Below are 15,234 nucleotides of genomic sequence, written 5' to 3'. Positions count from 1 at the left end.
GTAAAATGAAAATTCTAATGACAGGAGGAGGTACCGGAGGTCATATTTATCCGGCCATAGCTATAGCTGACAAGTTTAAGGAAAGAACTCTGGATGCAGAGGTACTTTTCGTTGGCACGCAGCATGGACTGGAAAAGGAACTGGTGCCAAGAAGCGGATATGAGATACGCTTTATAGACGCCAGCGGCATAGATCGCAGAAACCTTCTTAAAAATTTCAAGACCCTTAAAGATTACAGTGCCGGTAAAAGACAGGCAAAGCGTATAATTGAAGAGTTTAAGCCTGATGCGGTTATAGGTACAGGTGGATATGTATGTGGACCGGTGGTGAAAACTGCTGCAAAGATGGGAATAAAGACATACATTCATGAACAGAATGCTGCGCCGGGACTTACAAACAAGCTTTTGGAAAAATATGTGGATGCGGTTTTTCTGGGCTTTGAGGAAGGAGCACAGTATTTTAAGGAGCCTAAAAAACATGTAGTGTCTGGAAATCCGGTAAGAGATTCGTTTTTTAGCGCCGATAAGGCAGAATCAAGAAAAGAGCTAGGCATTAATCCGGATGATTTTGTGCTGCTTTCCTTCGGTGGAAGTCAGGGTGCAGGAAGAATAAATCGTGCCATGCTTGATGTGGCAGCAAGGTACAATAACCAGGACGGTGTGCAGGTGTATTTTGTAACAGGTAAGAGATATTATGAGCCTGTGCTTCGCGAAATGGAAGATAGAAGTATTGAACCGGGCGGCAATATTCATGTTCTGGAATATATAAACGATATGGAAAAATATCTGTCAGCATCTGATATTGTGGTATCGAGAAGCGGTGCGTTGGCAGTTTCAGAAATTGCAGTGTGCGGAACACCGTCAATACTTATTCCTTCACCTAATGTAACAGGCAATCATCAGATGTTTAACGCCAAGGCCATAGCGGACAAAGGTGGGGCAGTTTTGATGGAGGAATCGGAGCTTTCCGGTCAAGCTTTGGTAGACGAGATAGAGAGTTTAAGGCAGGATACGGATGCCATATTAAAGATGTCTGGAGCGGCAAAGGATTGTGCGCCTTTAGATGCAGCTGATATTATTTACTATCATATAATCAATAACATGGAAGGATAGAATGGCAGAGGAAAGGGAGTTGAACCCGGAACTTACAACTGATACGATGACGAATGTGCAGCAGGAATCGGATACAACGGAGGATTCCATTGTGCAGCCGGAGGAAGAGCAGCTCAGACCTCAAAGACGAAAAAAGAGAAAGAAAAAACATTATCTCTTAAAGTTTTTTATACTGATAATAATAGTCGGAGCAGCTTTTCTTGTGATGTCTTCATCCAGATTTGATATTACGGAAATAAAAGTAGAGGGCAATGTTAATATTGCTGTGGAAACTGCCATAGAGGATTCGGGCATAAAGACCGGAGACAATATCTTTTTTATGAATAAAAGGCAGATAGTGAAGAAAATGCAGGAAAAGAGTCCTCTTTACGGAGATGTGACAATAGACAGACAGCTTCCGGGAACTCTTACCATAAATGTGGCAGAGAGAACGGCAGCCATGACCCTTCCATATGGCGAGAAATATGTGGTATTAGATGCGCAGGGCATTGTCATAGGCCTTGTGGATTCACAGCCACAGGTGACGGAAATAAATGGGATAACCATTAAAAAAATGGACAGCGGTGAAGAAGTAGAGCCGAAAGAAGCGGAAATCTACCAACAGTCAGTTGAGATAATACAAAAAGCAAATGCTGCAGACTTGTTCTTTAAGAGTGTCTCCGTGGGCGAGAAAGAAGTGGTCTGCAATGTGTATGATAGACTTTATGTTAAATGCACATATGATGAGCTGATTAAGATTATAGATAACGGAGATCTTAAGGGTGTTTTGTCAGATCTTTACGGAAGAAAAATAAAGCGAGGAACAGTAACCGTGGAAAAGAAAGGCTATTGCTCATTTAGCCCGACTTTTGAATAATTTTTAGATAATATTTTAGAGAATTGCTACAATATATACTACAATATTCGATGTAATTATGATATAATCAATACATATTGTAAAAAAGATAATTTACCGGAGGATTACATAAATGGGAGCAAATTTTTTGGACTTTGAAATCAACAATGAAGGCAAGGCCAAGATCATAGTTGTAGGTGTCGGAGGTGGCGGATGCAACGCAGTAAACAGAATGATTGAGGCAGATCTTAAAAATGTAAACTTCATTGCTATAAATACAGATAAACAGGATTTGGATGTATGCAAAGCAGAAGCTAAGATTCAGATCGGTGAAAAGCTTACAAAGGGTCTTGGTGCCGGAGGAAATCCTGAAGTTGGACAGCGTTCTGCAGAGGAAAATATCGAAGATATAACAAGACATATCAGCGGAGCCGATATGGTATTTGTTACAGCAGGTATGGGAGGCGGAACAGGTACAGGTGCTGCTCCTATCATTGCAAAGGTTGCCAAGGATATGGGAATACTTACAGTGGGAGTTGTGACAAGACCGTTTACCTTTGAAGGCAGAAGAAGATCTGAACATGCCGAAATGGGTATAAAATTCCTTAAGAAGTTTGTTGACTCCATAGTTATAGTTCCAAACGATAAGTTGCTTGATATAGCAGAGCCTAATACTTCAATGGTTGATGCTCTTAAAATGGCAGATGAAATCCTCAAGCAGGGTGTTCAGTCAATTACTGAGCTTATCGGAGATAACAGCTTGATTAACGCTGACTTTGCCGACGTACAGACTGTAATGAGAGACAGAGGCGTTGCTCATATGGGTATAGGTGTAGGAAAAGGCGAAAACAAAGTGCAGGATGCGGTTAAGAATGCCGTGGAAAGCCCTCTGCTGGAAACTACCGTTGCCGGAGCAAAAGCGATACTCTTAAATATCGCAGGCGGATACGAAATGGGAATGCTAGATGTAAACGAGGCTGCCAACCAGATACAGAATGTTGCGGATAAGGATGCAATCATCATATTCGGAACTTCCGTAAAGGAAGAGTTAAAGGACGAAATGAAGATTACTGTTATCGCTACAGGCTTCGAAAATCAGCCGGGTAATTATTCAGACGTACGCAAATTCGACGAAGAAGGTGACGATACAGAAGGCGAAAACACAGACAAGGACACTTTTGAAGACGGAACACCTAAAAAGCAGACATTAAGCGATGTACTTAAGGATCTGGAATCCGATACAGTGCCATCAGATTTCGAAGTACCGTCATTCCTTAAATAAATAACTTGTTAAAAAAGCCGGTAATTTTCACCGGCTTTTCTTTTAAAAAGAAAGGCTTATATTCCATGAAGGTCATTACATCTAAAGACAACAGAATATATAAGCAATGTAAAGCGTTAGGCACAAAAAAACATAGAGATGCCACGGGCCTATATTTGGTAGAAGGTGAAAAGCTGGTAAGAGAGGCCTGCAAGGCAGGCATGGCGGAGATTGTCATAGCAGAAACAGATCATGCTGAAAACATAAGCGGTTATGAAACTAATGCGGTGCTGTTTGATAACAGATTGTTTGAAAATATAGCCCATACGGAAACCAGTCAAGGGGTATTGGCTGTAGTGCGTAAAAAGACCTTTAATTGGGAAACCTTTATAGGTGCAGTTTCGGAAAGAGAAGAAGGACAGGGAAATATCATAGTTCTTGACAGACTTCAGGATCCGGGCAATATTGGCACAATTATAAGAACCGCAGATGCTGCAGGATACGGCGGTGTAATATCTGTAAAGGGTACGGGGGATATATATTCTCCTAAGGTGGTAAGAGCGGCAGCTGGCTCGATTATGCGACTTCCGATATATTTTGCGGAGTCTGCCACTGAAACCGTGGATATGCTGAAAAAATATGGAAAGACCATCGTAGGGACGGCATTAAATACTGACCTGTATTATTACGATGCAGACCTTTCCAAGGATACTGCTATTGTCATAGGAAATGAAGGCAACGGCATGAGCGAAGAATTTGAGAAAAACACGGATATAAATGTTAAGATTCCTATGAGCGGCAGTATAGATTCGCTTAATGCAGCGGTGGCAGCTGGAATACTTATGTATCAATCAAGGAGAGATAAGAGATAACTATGCAGGATAATTTTAAAAATATTGTAAAGAATATTCTTGAGGAAATGGGAGCGGAAGAGATTAAAACTTCCCTGTTTATAAATAACAGCATTTTGGACGATGCGGGTATAGATGAGGACTCCTGGGAAAGGGAGGCTGTTAGGCTAGAAGGCTCTCAGGGAGAGGAGCCTGTGGCTTTGAGAACTATATTGACTCCAGGAATGTTGGATATGCTGGGCAGAAACTGCCTCGGAGGCATGAGAAGCCTTAGATACTATGAGATCGGAAGTACATTTATGCCGAGCATGACTAGAAGCGAAAACAATGGATTTCCAGAGGAATCAGAGGATCTTACTATTGGAATCTGTGGCGGCGGAGATAGTTTTACGATTCTTAAAGAAATGATTGAAAATTTCCTTAGCAATTTAGGAATTGAAAATGTCATATTTGAACCGGAAGCTGAATATGGAGTATATAATCCGAAAAAATGTGTAAGAATCATTCTGGACATCGGCGATGAAAATAACGGAAAAGAGAAGATGGCAGAACTTGAGGAAAAGGTAAATAACGCAGGTAACGAATTTGGCGAAGCAGAACTTCAGATTATGAAGGATCTGGTTGCAGCTCTTTCTGGCATGACTGCAGAGGAACAGATTGAAATCGGTATTATGGGTGAGATTCATTCTGATGTAGCAGAAAGATTCGGAATAAGCAAAGGAGCTTGCTGCGAAATACATTTTGAAACCTTGGAAGAATTTGCTTCAAAAGAGGCTTAAGGGTAATTTAGGAGGAAACCATGAGCAACAGAGTAACGGTAAATATTTTCGGTCAGGAATATACCATCTCAGGGGATGAGTCTCAAGACAGAATGATACAGGTGGCATCCTGGGTGGATAACAAGATGAGAGAGATTGAAGAGGCGACGGGAAACGCGTTACCGTCATCGTCGATGGCTGTTTTGTCTGCGGTAAACATTGCCAACGAGTATTTTGCTTGTAAAGACGAGTTGGAAGAGACAAAGAAAATAGCTGAGCAGCTAGAAGGAGATACTCAGCATTATATACAGCTTTGGGATGAAGCAAAAAAGAATTTCCTGGAGTACAAAGAGGAAAATGCTGCCATCCAGAAGCAGAAGGAACAGCTGACTGCGAAGCTTCAGGCAAAGGAAAAGGAAGTTGAAAAGATTATTCAAGGACAGGGCTCCATTCAGGAGGAAATCCAAAAGGGAGTTCAAAAGAAGCTGGCGGAAGCTGAAGCTAGATATAAAGACCTTGAAAATAACTTCTTTGATTTACAGATGGAAAACATACGAATCAAAAGTGAACTTGAGAAATTAAGAGGCGGGATGAAATAAATGAACGAAAAAGCTTTGAAGGTTCTTGAATACGATAAGATCATAGGGCTTTTAAAGGCGCAGGCGGGCTCCGGTATGACAAGAGATGCCATTTCGGAGCTGAAGCCTTTTTCCGACCCAAGAGAGATAGAGACAGCTCTGGCAGAGACAGATGAAGCCGTAAGGCTCATAACCTATAAAGGAGCCCTTCCTCTTGGGAATTTTTATGATATAAGGGAAAGCGTTGTGTTGGCAGAAAAAGGCGGTACGCTGACAATCCGTCAACTGCTGCATATTTTGTATGATATTAAAGTGGCTACGGCGGTTAAATCGTATATGAAAGGTGATGTGCCTGAGCTTCCGATGATTATTTCCCAGACGGAACTGCTAGAGACATTTGCGAGCTTAGCAGATGATTTGGATAGATCTATAGAGTCGGAGGATATGTTAAGTGATAACGCTTCTGTGGATCTTAAAAATATCAGAAGAAATATTGTGCGCCAAAATGAAGCCATTAAAAACAGAATAAATCAGATAATAAGCAGATCTGACAATCAGAGCATGCTGCAGGATTCCATTGTTACGGTAAGAGATGGCAGATATGTTATACCGGTAAAGCAGGAACACAGAGGTAAATTCCCGGGAATTATCCATGACCAGAGTTCATCCGGTGCGACTCTGTTTATTGAACCACAGGTTATTGTTACCATGAATAATGAGCTCAGAGAGCTTGAGGCAGAGGAAAAAGCTGAGGTTGAAAGAATTTTGGCGGAGTTTTCTTCCAGAGTTGCGGAAGGAGCTTCCATGCTTAAAAACAATCTTCAGATTATGCTGCATCTGGATTTTATAATGGCAAAGGGTAAGCTGGCAAATATCCAGAAAGCAGGGTATCCAAGGATTTCAGCAGACGGAGTTTTGGAACTAAAGAAAGCAAGACATCCGCTTCTCGATCAGAGCAAAGCGGTACCAGTGGATATAATTCTGGGTGAAAAATATAATGTATTAGTGGTTACAGGGCCGAATACTGGAGGTAAGACTGTCACTTTGAAAACTGCAGGCCTTTTGAGCCTTATGGCTCAAAGCGGTCTTCATATTCCTGCAAATGACGGAAGCAAAATTCCCGTTTACGAGGACGTTTTTGCAGATATAGGTGATGAACAAAGCATAGAGCAAAGTCTTTCTACTTTTTCCTCTCATATGAAAAATATAGTGGAAATTGTTGATAGGGCTTCTGAAAACACCTTGGTGCTTTTAGACGAACTGGGAGCCGGCACAGATCCCACTGAGGGTGCTGCTTTGGCAATTTCCATTCTGGAAACATTAAAGGCCAAGGGAGCAAAGATGATGGCTACGACCCATTATACGGAACTTAAAAAATATGCTCTGCAGACGGAGGGTGTGGAAAACGCTTCCATGGAATTCGATGTGGAAACTTTAAGTCCTACATACAGGCTTTCCATAGGCATCCCAGGCAAATCCAACGCCTTTGAAATTTCAAGAAAACTGGGGCTTTCCGAAGAAATCATCGAAAGGTCAAGAGGCCTTTTGGAAGGCGGAGATATTCAGTTTGAAGCAGTTTTAGAGGCAATAGAATCCGATAGGAAAGCTGCCAGAGAGGAACTGGAGCAGGCGCGCATTGAAAGGGAGGAAGCCAGAAGCCTTAAGGAAGAAATGGATAAAAGGGCTGAAAGGGAAAGTGCCCGCAGAGAAAAGATGATAAACAGCGCCAAGGAAGAGGCCAGGGCCATTATTGCCGATGCTAAAGAGGTTAGTGAAACGGTAAGGGAAGAGCTTAAGGAACTGGATAGACTTGAAGACAGAAGTGAGAGAAACAGGCGTATGGACCGTTCGAGAAAGATGATAAGAGATGCGGCAGGAAGATATAAGGAAACTATACGCATTGAAGAAAATAACGATCCTGTTTCTTTAGATGACATAAAGGTTGGCGATAGGGTAAAGGTGCTCACCATAGGACAGAATGGAGAAGTAATTGCGCTTCCAGACAGTCGCGGTGAAATAACCGTTCAGGTGGGCATTATGAAAATGAAATGCAAGGCCGAAAATCTTAAACTTATTATTGACGGTACAAGAAAAAAGAAAAAGCCAAAGCCTAAAACCGGCAAAAGCACATATGCTGGACTGTACAGATCCAAGTCTGTGAGCGTATCGCCTACGATAAATGTTCAGGGGCAGAATCTCGATGATGCTTTGGCCAATGTGGCAAAATATATAGATGATGCCTTTATGGCGCATCTGTCGGAGGTTACGATAATTCATGGCAGAGGAGAAGGAATACTTAAGAACGGTATCCATTCCATGCTTAAAAAACATCCGCAGGTCAAATCCTTTAGAAAAGGAAATTTCGATGAAGGTGGAGACGGAGTTACTGTAGTAACTTTAAAATAAGCCGGTCGAAAGGAAAGGTATGCAAGTATGGCAAATTTGACAGTGCGAAAAGGCCGTAAAGAGGACATAGCCAGGATAGTTGAAATTTACGAAGATTTTTTGGACTATGAAGCGGAACATGGAACAAAAACAAACTGGATAAAAGGTGTCTATCCTACGGAAAAAAATGCCAGGGCCGGGCTGGAAGCGGGAACTATATATGTGGGCGAAATGGATGGTGAGATTGTGGGAAGCTATGTGCTTAATCACATTCAGCCGGAGGAATATGCAAAACTGGATTGGGAGTTTCCGGGAGAAGGCGATGAAATTATCGTGATTCATACTCTTTGTATTGATATAAATCAACAGGGCAAGGGTCTGGGAAAGGAGTTCGTGGATTTTGCTCTGGAGCATGGGCGAAAACTAGGCTGCAAGGCCATGAGATTGGACACATATGAATTTAATGAACCTGCTGCAAAGCTTTATACAAAACTGGGATTTAGATATGTGGGTATAACGGAATTCTTTTTTGAACAGGCAATACTGGAAAACCTTATATGTTTCGAATATAAACTGGTTTAATATGTGATATAATATAATTTAGTCTAAATGTGATTGCAGATTGCAAAGGGAGTTATAGCTGCATATAAATTGAAAAGGAGTGGCGTTATGTATATAGTAAGTGCGTGTCTGCTTGGAGAACCTTGCAGATATGATGGAAATGATAACCTTACAGATTGGGTAAAGGAATTAACAGAAGACCATACTGTTTGTATGGTATGTCCTGAAACTTTGGGTAAGCTGTCTGTTCCGAGACCTAAATCGGAAATAAAGGACGGTGCCGTAATAAACGAAGAAGGCGAAGATGTGACAAAGGCCTTTGAGGACGGAGCCAGAATCGCTTATATAAGAGCTGTGGCGGCAGCCATGTCTATCGGTGAAGAAATCGAAGGTGCGATTTTAAAATCCAACAGTCCTTCCTGCGGAAAAGATAAAGTCTATGACGGAACATTTACAGGAACTATGGTGGATGGTGAAGGCATTTTTGCCAAGACGCTCAGAGAACATGGAATAAAGATATACACCGAAAAGGAGAAGTTTTAAATGACAAGTTATAAGAAGTCCATCGCGGAGATTTTGGCGCCGCTGATAGACGGACTTACAGCAGAAGAAATAGAACAGATGATAGAAATTCCTGCCGATGAAAAAATGGGAGATTATGCATTTCCTTGCTTTAGACTGGCTAAAATTCTGAGAAAGGCACCACCTTTAATAGCTGCAGACATTGCGGCAGGAGTTCCAAATGACGGGCTCTTTGAAAAGGTGGAAAATGTAAACGCCTATGTCAACTTTTATCTTTCAAGAGAAAGATTTGTGGGAGATATAGTAAAGGAAGTCGGCGAAAAGAAGGAAAACTTCACAAAGAGTAATAAGGGAGAAGGAAAAACCGTTATTGTGGAATTTTCTTCACCTAATATAGCAAAGCCTTTCCATATAGGACATATAAGGTCCACTGTAATCGGAAATTCCATATATAAAATCTTTGATGAATTGGGATATAACACCGTAAGAATCAACCATCTCGGAGATTATGGTACGCAGTTTGGAAAGATGATAAGCGCCTACAGAAGATGGGGCAATAGAGAAGATGTGGAAAAGGAGCCTATAAAGACACTGCTCAGCTACTATACCAAGTTCCATGAGGAAGCGGAAAAGGATCCATCTCTTGAACAGGAAGCTAGGGATATATTCGCAAGACTGGAAAAGGGCGAACCGGAGGAAACGGAACTTTGGCAGTGGTTTAGAGATGAATCTCTTAAGGAGTTCACAAGGGTTTATAAAATGCTGGGTATTGAATTTGATTCCTATGCCGGAGAATCCTTTTACTCGGATAAAATGCCGAGAATCTTAGATGAACTTAAGGAAAAGGGACTTTTGCAAGAGTCTCAAGGCGCTCAGATTGTTGATCTTGAAAAATACGGGATGCCGCCTGCACTGGTTACAAAGTCGGATGGCTCTACCCTTTATATTACAAGGGATATTGCTGCTGCAGTATACAGAAAAGAACACTACGACTTTTACAAAAATATCTATGTGGTGGCTTCTCAGCAGAATCTTCATTTCCAGCAGTGGTTTAAAATCGTTGAGCTTTTAGGCTACGATTGGGCAGGAGACTGCGTTCATGTGCCGTTCGGAATGGTAAGTCTTAAGGACGGAGTGATGTCCACGAGAAAGGGAAGAGTTGTATTCCTTGAGGACGTGCTGAACAGAGCTGTGGAAAAAACCCGTGAAATCATTGAGGAAAAGGGCGTTGCCACAGATAATATAGACGAAACCGCAGCACAGGTTGGTATCGGTGCAGTTATGTTTAACGAACTGTCTAACAACAGAATCAAGGACTATGTTTTTGACTGGGATAAGGTTTTAAACTTTGAGGGAGAAACAGGTCCTTATGTTCAGTACACTCATGCCAGAGCATGCTCTCTTATGAGAAAGGCTGGAGAAGAGCTGACAGCAAAAGCCGAAAAGTTGGAAGGTTTTGATGCTTCTTTGATATGCTCAGACAGCGCATATGAGCTAGCAAAGCTTATATACAGAATGCCTGAAGTTATACAGGAAGCAGCAGATAAATATGAGCCGTCGGTTATAACAAGACATATAATTGACATAGCTCAGGCATTTAACAGATTCTATCAGAGTGAGAGAATCGTTACAGACGATGAAGCTGCAACGGTAAGTAGACTGGCGTTGGTAATATGTACAAAGACTGCTATTAGCAACGGATTGGCACTTTTAGGTATTCAGGCGCCAGAAAGAATGTAATTTAATTGCAATGTAAACTGGAGAAAACAAATGAGATATGAAGGAGACATATATAGACCTCCAAGCGAGGCCAGAAGCTATCTCCTGCAAGTTACAATGGGCTGCACTCATAATGGGTGCGCCTTTTGTAGCATGTATAGGGATAAACCATTTCGAATCAGGGATATAGATGAGGTTATCGAAGATTTGCATATGGCAAGGCAGTATTATCCTTACATAAGGAGAGTATTCTTATGTGATGGGGACGCTTTGTGCCTAGCTACGGATAAGCTTCTTTTTATCATGGAAAAAATCCATGAAATTTTACCAGAAGTGGAAAGGATAAATCTTTATGGAGCACCGAAGGACATTTTGGCAAAGACTCCTAAAGAACTGGAAGCCCTGCGAGATGCTGGCCTTGAATTTATCTATATAGGTGCGGAATCCGGTTCGGATAAAGTCTTAAAGGATATAAACAAAGGAGCTACCAGGGCTGAGATTATCGAGGCGGTTAAGAAAACAGAAGCTGCAGGTATAAAGGCTTCGGTTACATTTATATCAGGACTTGGAGGCAAGGCCAACTGGAGAGAACATGCCATCGAAACAGGAACTATGATAAGCGAAATGGGAGCGTCTTATGTGGGACTGTTGACTCTTTTGCTAGAGCCGTCGGCACCGATGTATAAGGATGTTCAGGAAGGAAAGATACAGCTTCTCACTGCCCATGAGGTGGTGGAAGAAACACTGCTCCTTATGGAAAATGTAAATGTGGATCCTTCTAAGCCGTGTGTATTCAGAAGTAATCACGCATCAAATTATGTGGTGCTGCGCGGAGATCTGCCGAGGGATAAAGACAGATTTATAAGACAGCTTAAAAATGCGTTGGCGGACAGCAGTCTGCTCAAGGCGGAGAGATTCAGAGCCCTGTAGGAGAAGGTTTAAATAAAATGAAAGTGCTTGTGGGAACTTTAAATTCAAAGTTCATACATTCATCACCGGCGGTGGCATATCTTAGTGCAGCTGCCGAAAAAAGAGCTGCTGAGCTCGACAGCAAAGGTAAAAAAGGCTTTAAAATTGAAAGAGCCGAATTTACCATCAACAACAGCGATGATTATATATATAACGAAATAGCCGCGGCGGGATACGACGCGGTATGTTTTGCTTGTTATATATGGAATATAGAAAAGACTTTGCATGTATGCGAAAACCTAAAAAAAGCATTTCCGAAAATGGTTATAGTTTTAGGAGGTCCTGAAGTAAGCTATGATGCGGAAGAACTTTTAAAGGCAAAGCCGTTTGTAGATGTTGTAATCAGGGGAGAAGGAGAAAAGGTGCTGCCGGATTTCCTTGAAGCGCTGGCGGCTAAAAATGACAAAGCCGTTAAAAATGAAGCGACAAATGATAATATCGGATGTCGCATAATCGATGGCGGATGCGTTGCACCAGAGGATGTTCCTAATGCTCTTAATAAAGCTGATGATTTGAAAATCTTATATTACGAAACGGCTAGAGGATGTCCTTATAACTGCAGTTACTGCATGTCATCCATTGATAAAAAAATCAGGGCTTTTCCTATGGAACGAGTAAAAAAAGAGCTTTCCAAGATAATAGATGCAGAGCCAAGACAGGTTAAATTTCTTGACAGAACTTTTAATTGGTCGGCGGAAAGAAGCGAAGAAATACTGAGCTTTATAATGGAAAATGACAACGGGACTACAAATTTTCATTTTGAAATCTGTGCAGAAATATTGACGGAAAAGTTGATGAAGCTTATAGCTGGAGCCAGAAAAAATCTATTTAGATTTGAGGTAGGCATACAATCGACAAATCCTAAAACCCTTGAAGCGGTGGGCAGAAGTGCAAATATCGATAAAGTTTTGGACAATACATCAAAGCTTGTGGCGGCAGCAAATTGCCCTGTGCATGTTGATCTTATTGCAGGGCTTCCATATGAGGATATGGAAAGCTTTAAGAAATCATTTAATGAGGTTTACGGGCTTGGAGCAGATGAACTGCAGCTGGGATTTTTAAAATTGCTTAAAGGTACTGTTATAAGAGCAGAAGCGGATAAATACGGATATGTCTTTGATGGTAAAGCGCCGTATCAGGTTATAAAAAATGATTTTATGGGCCCTGATGATATGGTAAGGCTTAAACGCATCGAACATGTTCTTGATGATTTTTATAATAAGGGTGGATTTAATCGAGGGCTAGCTGCTGTAATTGCATCATTTAAAACCGCCTTTGACTTTTATGATTGTTTTGCAGAGTTTTATTTTAGAGAAGGCTATCAAAGGAGCAGTCATAAAAAAGAGGATAATTACAGAATACTGGCTCGTTTTGCGAAGGAAGAAACCGATTGCGGAGAAAATATAAAAGAAGCTCTTTATAATGACCTTACAGAGCGCATGAATCCTGAGGCGGTAAAGAGATTTGATAAAAAAGGATGGGAAATTTAAATGAGTTATACTTTTGAAAAGGATCGTCTTGCAAAATACCTTGCAGAATACATAAAAGGATACCTTTTCGTGGAGTTTTCAGATGAATTCATGAAAAGGCTCAATATTGAAGACGTGGCAAGGGGTGTTCGTGTGCCCATTGACCCAAGAGACTTAAAAAGGTTTTCGGGAGGAAGCGGAGTATCGGCTACAGAGATTGCTGGCAATATGGTAAGAGTTGTAGGCTGTGATCCAAACTTTAAATATGCCAATGCCTACAAGAAATTCATGGGTAGATTTTTTAATGAAAGATTGCCGCAGGATGTTTTAATGACAGGCGTAAAAGCTGTTGAAGCGGGTAATATGCAGGAAGCATGTATTCATTTTAGGGCGGCCTTGTTTCTTGAGCCAGATATGATGGAAGCTATGTATAATTACGCGAGGGTATGTCGCGAAATGTACAACTCATCCGATGATGAGATTTTTATCGGAATGTGCAAGGCTGAATCCACAGAAGCCTTCGAAAAGCTCACAGAAGATTATCCGGACTTTGACCAGCCATATTTCTTTTTAGGTTATGCATATCTTAATATGGGACTTTATGAAAAAGCCGGCTTGGCATGGGAAAAGTTTCTGCCAATAGCAAAAGACCATCAGGCGGCTCAAGAGGCGGCCCAGAGACTTCGCGAGATAGCGGAGCCACGAAGAATTGAAGCTGGATGTAATGCTGTTATAAGCGGCAGATATGCAGAGGGCATAGGCATATTGTCGGGCTTTGCTGCTAGCGGATATGAAACCTGGTGGCCTCTCCACTTCTATCTGGGAGTTGCTTATGAAGAAGTGGGTAACATGGATGCTGCGGAGAGAGAATATAAGAGAACACTGCAGCTGAATGCCGCGGATATGGGTTCCATGGAAGGACTGATAAGGATATACAAAGGTCGCGGACAGGATGAGCTTGCGGAAAAATACGAAAAGAAAAAGAGCATCATAGAGGAAAATCTGAGAGCAGATGCGCAAGAACGATCAGAGAATCCAGAGTCGAACAGTGATGATGAAAAATAAAAAAGAAAGGACCACATGGAAGTACAGCAGAAGTATTTAAAGAAAACAGGGCTTATTGCATTAATAGCGGTAATATTACTTTGGTGGGGTTCTTTTTCTTTATGGCTGTAGGCATATTGCTTTTTGGGCCTCTCAGTGATAAATACGGAAGAAAGCCGATGCTTATAGCAGGCACTTGCATTTATATGATTTTCAGTGGTGCATGCGCTTTGGCACCTAGCGTTGGTTTTCTTATAGGAAGTCGTATAATACAGGCACTTGGAGCAGGCTGCATGGTGGCTGTATCTACTGCGCTAATCAAAGATTGCTTTGAAAGACAAACAAGAGATGTGGTACTGGCTGTGGTGCAGGCCATGGCTGTTATTGCACCTATGGTTGCTCCAGTGGCGGGAGCATGGATAGTAACTTTGTCCGGCTGGAGAGCAACTTTCTGGCTGCTGGCGATAATAGCACTGCTTTGCCTTGTGGCGGTAGCATTTTTGCAGGAAACTCTACCTTCGGAGGAAAGGGAATCAATTTCGGTGCTGAAAAGTCTAGGAGGTCTGATTAAAGTTGGCAAGAATCCGGGATTTTCATTGTTCTTGCTTTCCGTGGGAGTGCTGTCAGCTCCGTATATGGCATATATTTCCGTATGTTCATATATTTATATTGACTTTTTCGCTTTATCGGAAACCACATATAGCTATTATTTTGCGATAAATTCAGCGGCATCAATACTCGGCCCGTTATTATATCTTAAGGTTACAAAGCGTATCGGTGGCATTTCCTTTATGAATGCGGCGGTTATTATTTCCATAGTCTGTGGATTTATGCTTGTTTTCTTCGGAAGCGTTGCACCGATAATTTTCCTTTTATGCTTTATACCGTTTACCGTAATGGAAAGTGCCGTGCGTCCCTTCAGCACTGCGATACTTTTAAATCAGCAGGAAAGGGATACGGGGTCTGCATCGGCTCTTATAAATTTTACACATACTGCATTAGGTAGTTTTGGTATGCTTTTGGGAGCGGCAGGCTGGAGCAGCTTTATATTGGGACTGGGTATAATCCTAGCCGGAGGAGCCATATTGGCATTGCTCGCTTGGATTATACTGTTGAAATCCGGCATCAGAATAAAGGGAATCAAAGATTAGTCAATTTTCTCTTGACATT

14 protein-coding genes are annotated in these 15,234 nt (G+C 41.7%); all 14 read left to right on the top strand.

What is annotated here, in order from left to right; genetic code table 11:
- Positions 1-5: 5 nt before the first annotated feature.
- The 14 genes from murG (at position 6) to INF20_RS05775 (ending at position 15,215) form a co-directional block, all read left to right on the top strand.
- Positions 6-1,112: an undecaprenyldiphospho-muramoylpentapeptide beta-N-acetylglucosaminyltransferase gene (gene murG, locus INF20_RS05840; protein ID WP_226385437.1), complete on the top strand. Its 1,107-nt coding sequence runs from the start codon at positions 6-8 to the stop codon at positions 1,110-1,112.
- A 1-nt stretch (position 1,113) separates the two neighbouring features.
- Complete coding sequence (locus INF20_RS05835) at positions 1,114-1,968, top strand: cell division protein FtsQ/DivIB (RefSeq protein ID WP_226385436.1); 855 nt, start codon at positions 1,114-1,116, stop codon at positions 1,966-1,968.
- A 112-nt stretch (positions 1,969-2,080) separates the two neighbouring features.
- Positions 2,081-3,229 (top strand): cell division protein FtsZ, encoded by a 1,149-nt coding sequence (ftsZ, locus tag INF20_RS05830; RefSeq protein ID WP_226385435.1) that lies wholly within the window; start codon positions 2,081-2,083, stop codon positions 3,227-3,229.
- A 65-nt stretch (positions 3,230-3,294) separates the two neighbouring features.
- Entirely contained in the window at positions 3,295-4,080 is a 786-nt protein-coding gene (locus INF20_RS05825; RefSeq protein ID WP_226385434.1) for a TrmH family RNA methyltransferase, read from the top strand.
- A 2-nt stretch (positions 4,081-4,082) separates the two neighbouring features.
- Entirely contained in the window at positions 4,083-4,838 is a 756-nt protein-coding gene (locus INF20_RS05820) for a hypothetical protein (RefSeq protein ID WP_226385433.1), read from the top strand.
- A gap of 20 nt (positions 4,839-4,858) precedes the next feature.
- The gene (gene zapA / locus INF20_RS05815; protein ID WP_226385432.1) at positions 4,859-5,416 is read left to right on the top strand and encodes a cell division protein ZapA; all 558 of its coding nucleotides are present in this window, start codon (positions 4,859-4,861) and stop codon (positions 5,414-5,416) included.
- Positions 5,417-7,801: an endonuclease MutS2 gene (locus tag INF20_RS05810; RefSeq protein ID WP_226385431.1), complete on the top strand. Its 2,385-nt coding sequence runs from the start codon at positions 5,417-5,419 to the stop codon at positions 7,799-7,801.
- A 27-nt stretch (positions 7,802-7,828) separates the two neighbouring features.
- A complete protein-coding gene (locus INF20_RS05805; protein WP_226385430.1) occupies positions 7,829-8,362 on the top strand; it encodes a GNAT family N-acetyltransferase in 534 nt (177 codons plus the stop codon).
- Between the two features lie 87 nt (positions 8,363-8,449).
- Positions 8,450-8,884 carry a DUF523 domain-containing protein gene (locus INF20_RS05800; protein ID WP_226385429.1) on the top strand — a complete coding sequence of 145 codons (435 nt, stop codon included), beginning with the start codon at positions 8,450-8,452 and terminating at the stop codon, positions 8,882-8,884.
- Entirely contained in the window at positions 8,885-10,603 is a 1,719-nt protein-coding gene (argS, locus tag INF20_RS05795; RefSeq protein WP_226385428.1) for an arginine--tRNA ligase, read from the top strand.
- A 30-nt stretch (positions 10,604-10,633) separates the two neighbouring features.
- Complete coding sequence (locus INF20_RS05790) at positions 10,634-11,512, top strand: radical SAM protein (RefSeq protein ID WP_226385427.1); 879 nt, start codon at positions 10,634-10,636, stop codon at positions 11,510-11,512.
- Positions 11,513-11,529: 17 nt separating this feature from the next.
- Positions 11,530-13,041, top strand: a complete 1,512-nt coding sequence (locus tag INF20_RS05785) for a B12-binding domain-containing radical SAM protein (protein ID WP_226385426.1) — start codon at positions 11,530-11,532, stop codon at positions 13,039-13,041.
- Complete coding sequence (locus INF20_RS05780; RefSeq protein ID WP_226385425.1) at positions 13,042-14,085, top strand: tetratricopeptide repeat protein; 1,044 nt, start codon at positions 13,042-13,044, stop codon at positions 14,083-14,085.
- Between the two features lie 83 nt (positions 14,086-14,168).
- Positions 14,169-15,215 carry an MFS transporter gene (locus tag INF20_RS05775; RefSeq protein ID WP_226385489.1) on the top strand — a complete coding sequence of 349 codons (1,047 nt, stop codon included), beginning with the start codon at positions 14,169-14,171 and terminating at the stop codon, positions 15,213-15,215.
- Positions 15,216-15,234 lie beyond the last annotated feature (19 nt).

The sequence above is a fragment of the Gallibacter intestinalis genome (assembly GCF_014982745.1).
Taxonomy (GTDB): Bacteria; Bacillota; Clostridia; order Peptostreptococcales; family Anaerovoracaceae; genus Gallibacter; species Gallibacter intestinalis.
The sequence above is the reverse complement of the archived record's forward strand: the minus strand, read 5'-3'. Positions and strand labels throughout refer to the sequence as shown.

What these genes read in the sequence shown, in the direction of transcription:
- INF20_RS05785 (WP_226385426.1), top strand. Translation starts at nt 11,530, where the DNA reads ATGAAAGTGCTTGTGGGAACTTTAAATTCAAAGTTCATACATTCATCA.
- INF20_RS05835 (WP_226385436.1), top strand. Translation starts at nt 1,114, where the DNA reads ATGGCAGAGGAAAGGGAGTTGAACCCGGAACTTACAACTGATACGATG.
- zapA (WP_226385432.1), top strand. Translation starts at nt 4,859, where the DNA reads ATGAGCAACAGAGTAACGGTAAATATTTTCGGTCAGGAATATACCATC.
- INF20_RS05800 (WP_226385429.1), top strand. Translation starts at nt 8,450, where the DNA reads ATGTATATAGTAAGTGCGTGTCTGCTTGGAGAACCTTGCAGATATGAT.
- INF20_RS05805 (WP_226385430.1), top strand. Translation starts at nt 7,829, where the DNA reads ATGGCAAATTTGACAGTGCGAAAAGGCCGTAAAGAGGACATAGCCAGG.
- INF20_RS05820 (WP_226385433.1), top strand. Translation starts at nt 4,083, where the DNA reads ATGCAGGATAATTTTAAAAATATTGTAAAGAATATTCTTGAGGAAATG.
- INF20_RS05810 (WP_226385431.1), top strand. Translation starts at nt 5,417, where the DNA reads ATGAACGAAAAAGCTTTGAAGGTTCTTGAATACGATAAGATCATAGGG.
- murG (WP_226385437.1), top strand. Translation starts at nt 6, where the DNA reads ATGAAAATTCTAATGACAGGAGGAGGTACCGGAGGTCATATTTATCCG.
- argS (WP_226385428.1), top strand. Translation starts at nt 8,885, where the DNA reads ATGACAAGTTATAAGAAGTCCATCGCGGAGATTTTGGCGCCGCTGATA.
- INF20_RS05790 (WP_226385427.1), top strand. Translation starts at nt 10,634, where the DNA reads ATGAGATATGAAGGAGACATATATAGACCTCCAAGCGAGGCCAGAAGC.
- ftsZ (WP_226385435.1), top strand. Translation starts at nt 2,081, where the DNA reads ATGGGAGCAAATTTTTTGGACTTTGAAATCAACAATGAAGGCAAGGCC.
- INF20_RS05780 (WP_226385425.1), top strand. Translation starts at nt 13,042, where the DNA reads ATGAGTTATACTTTTGAAAAGGATCGTCTTGCAAAATACCTTGCAGAA.
- INF20_RS05825 (WP_226385434.1), top strand. Translation starts at nt 3,295, where the DNA reads ATGAAGGTCATTACATCTAAAGACAACAGAATATATAAGCAATGTAAA.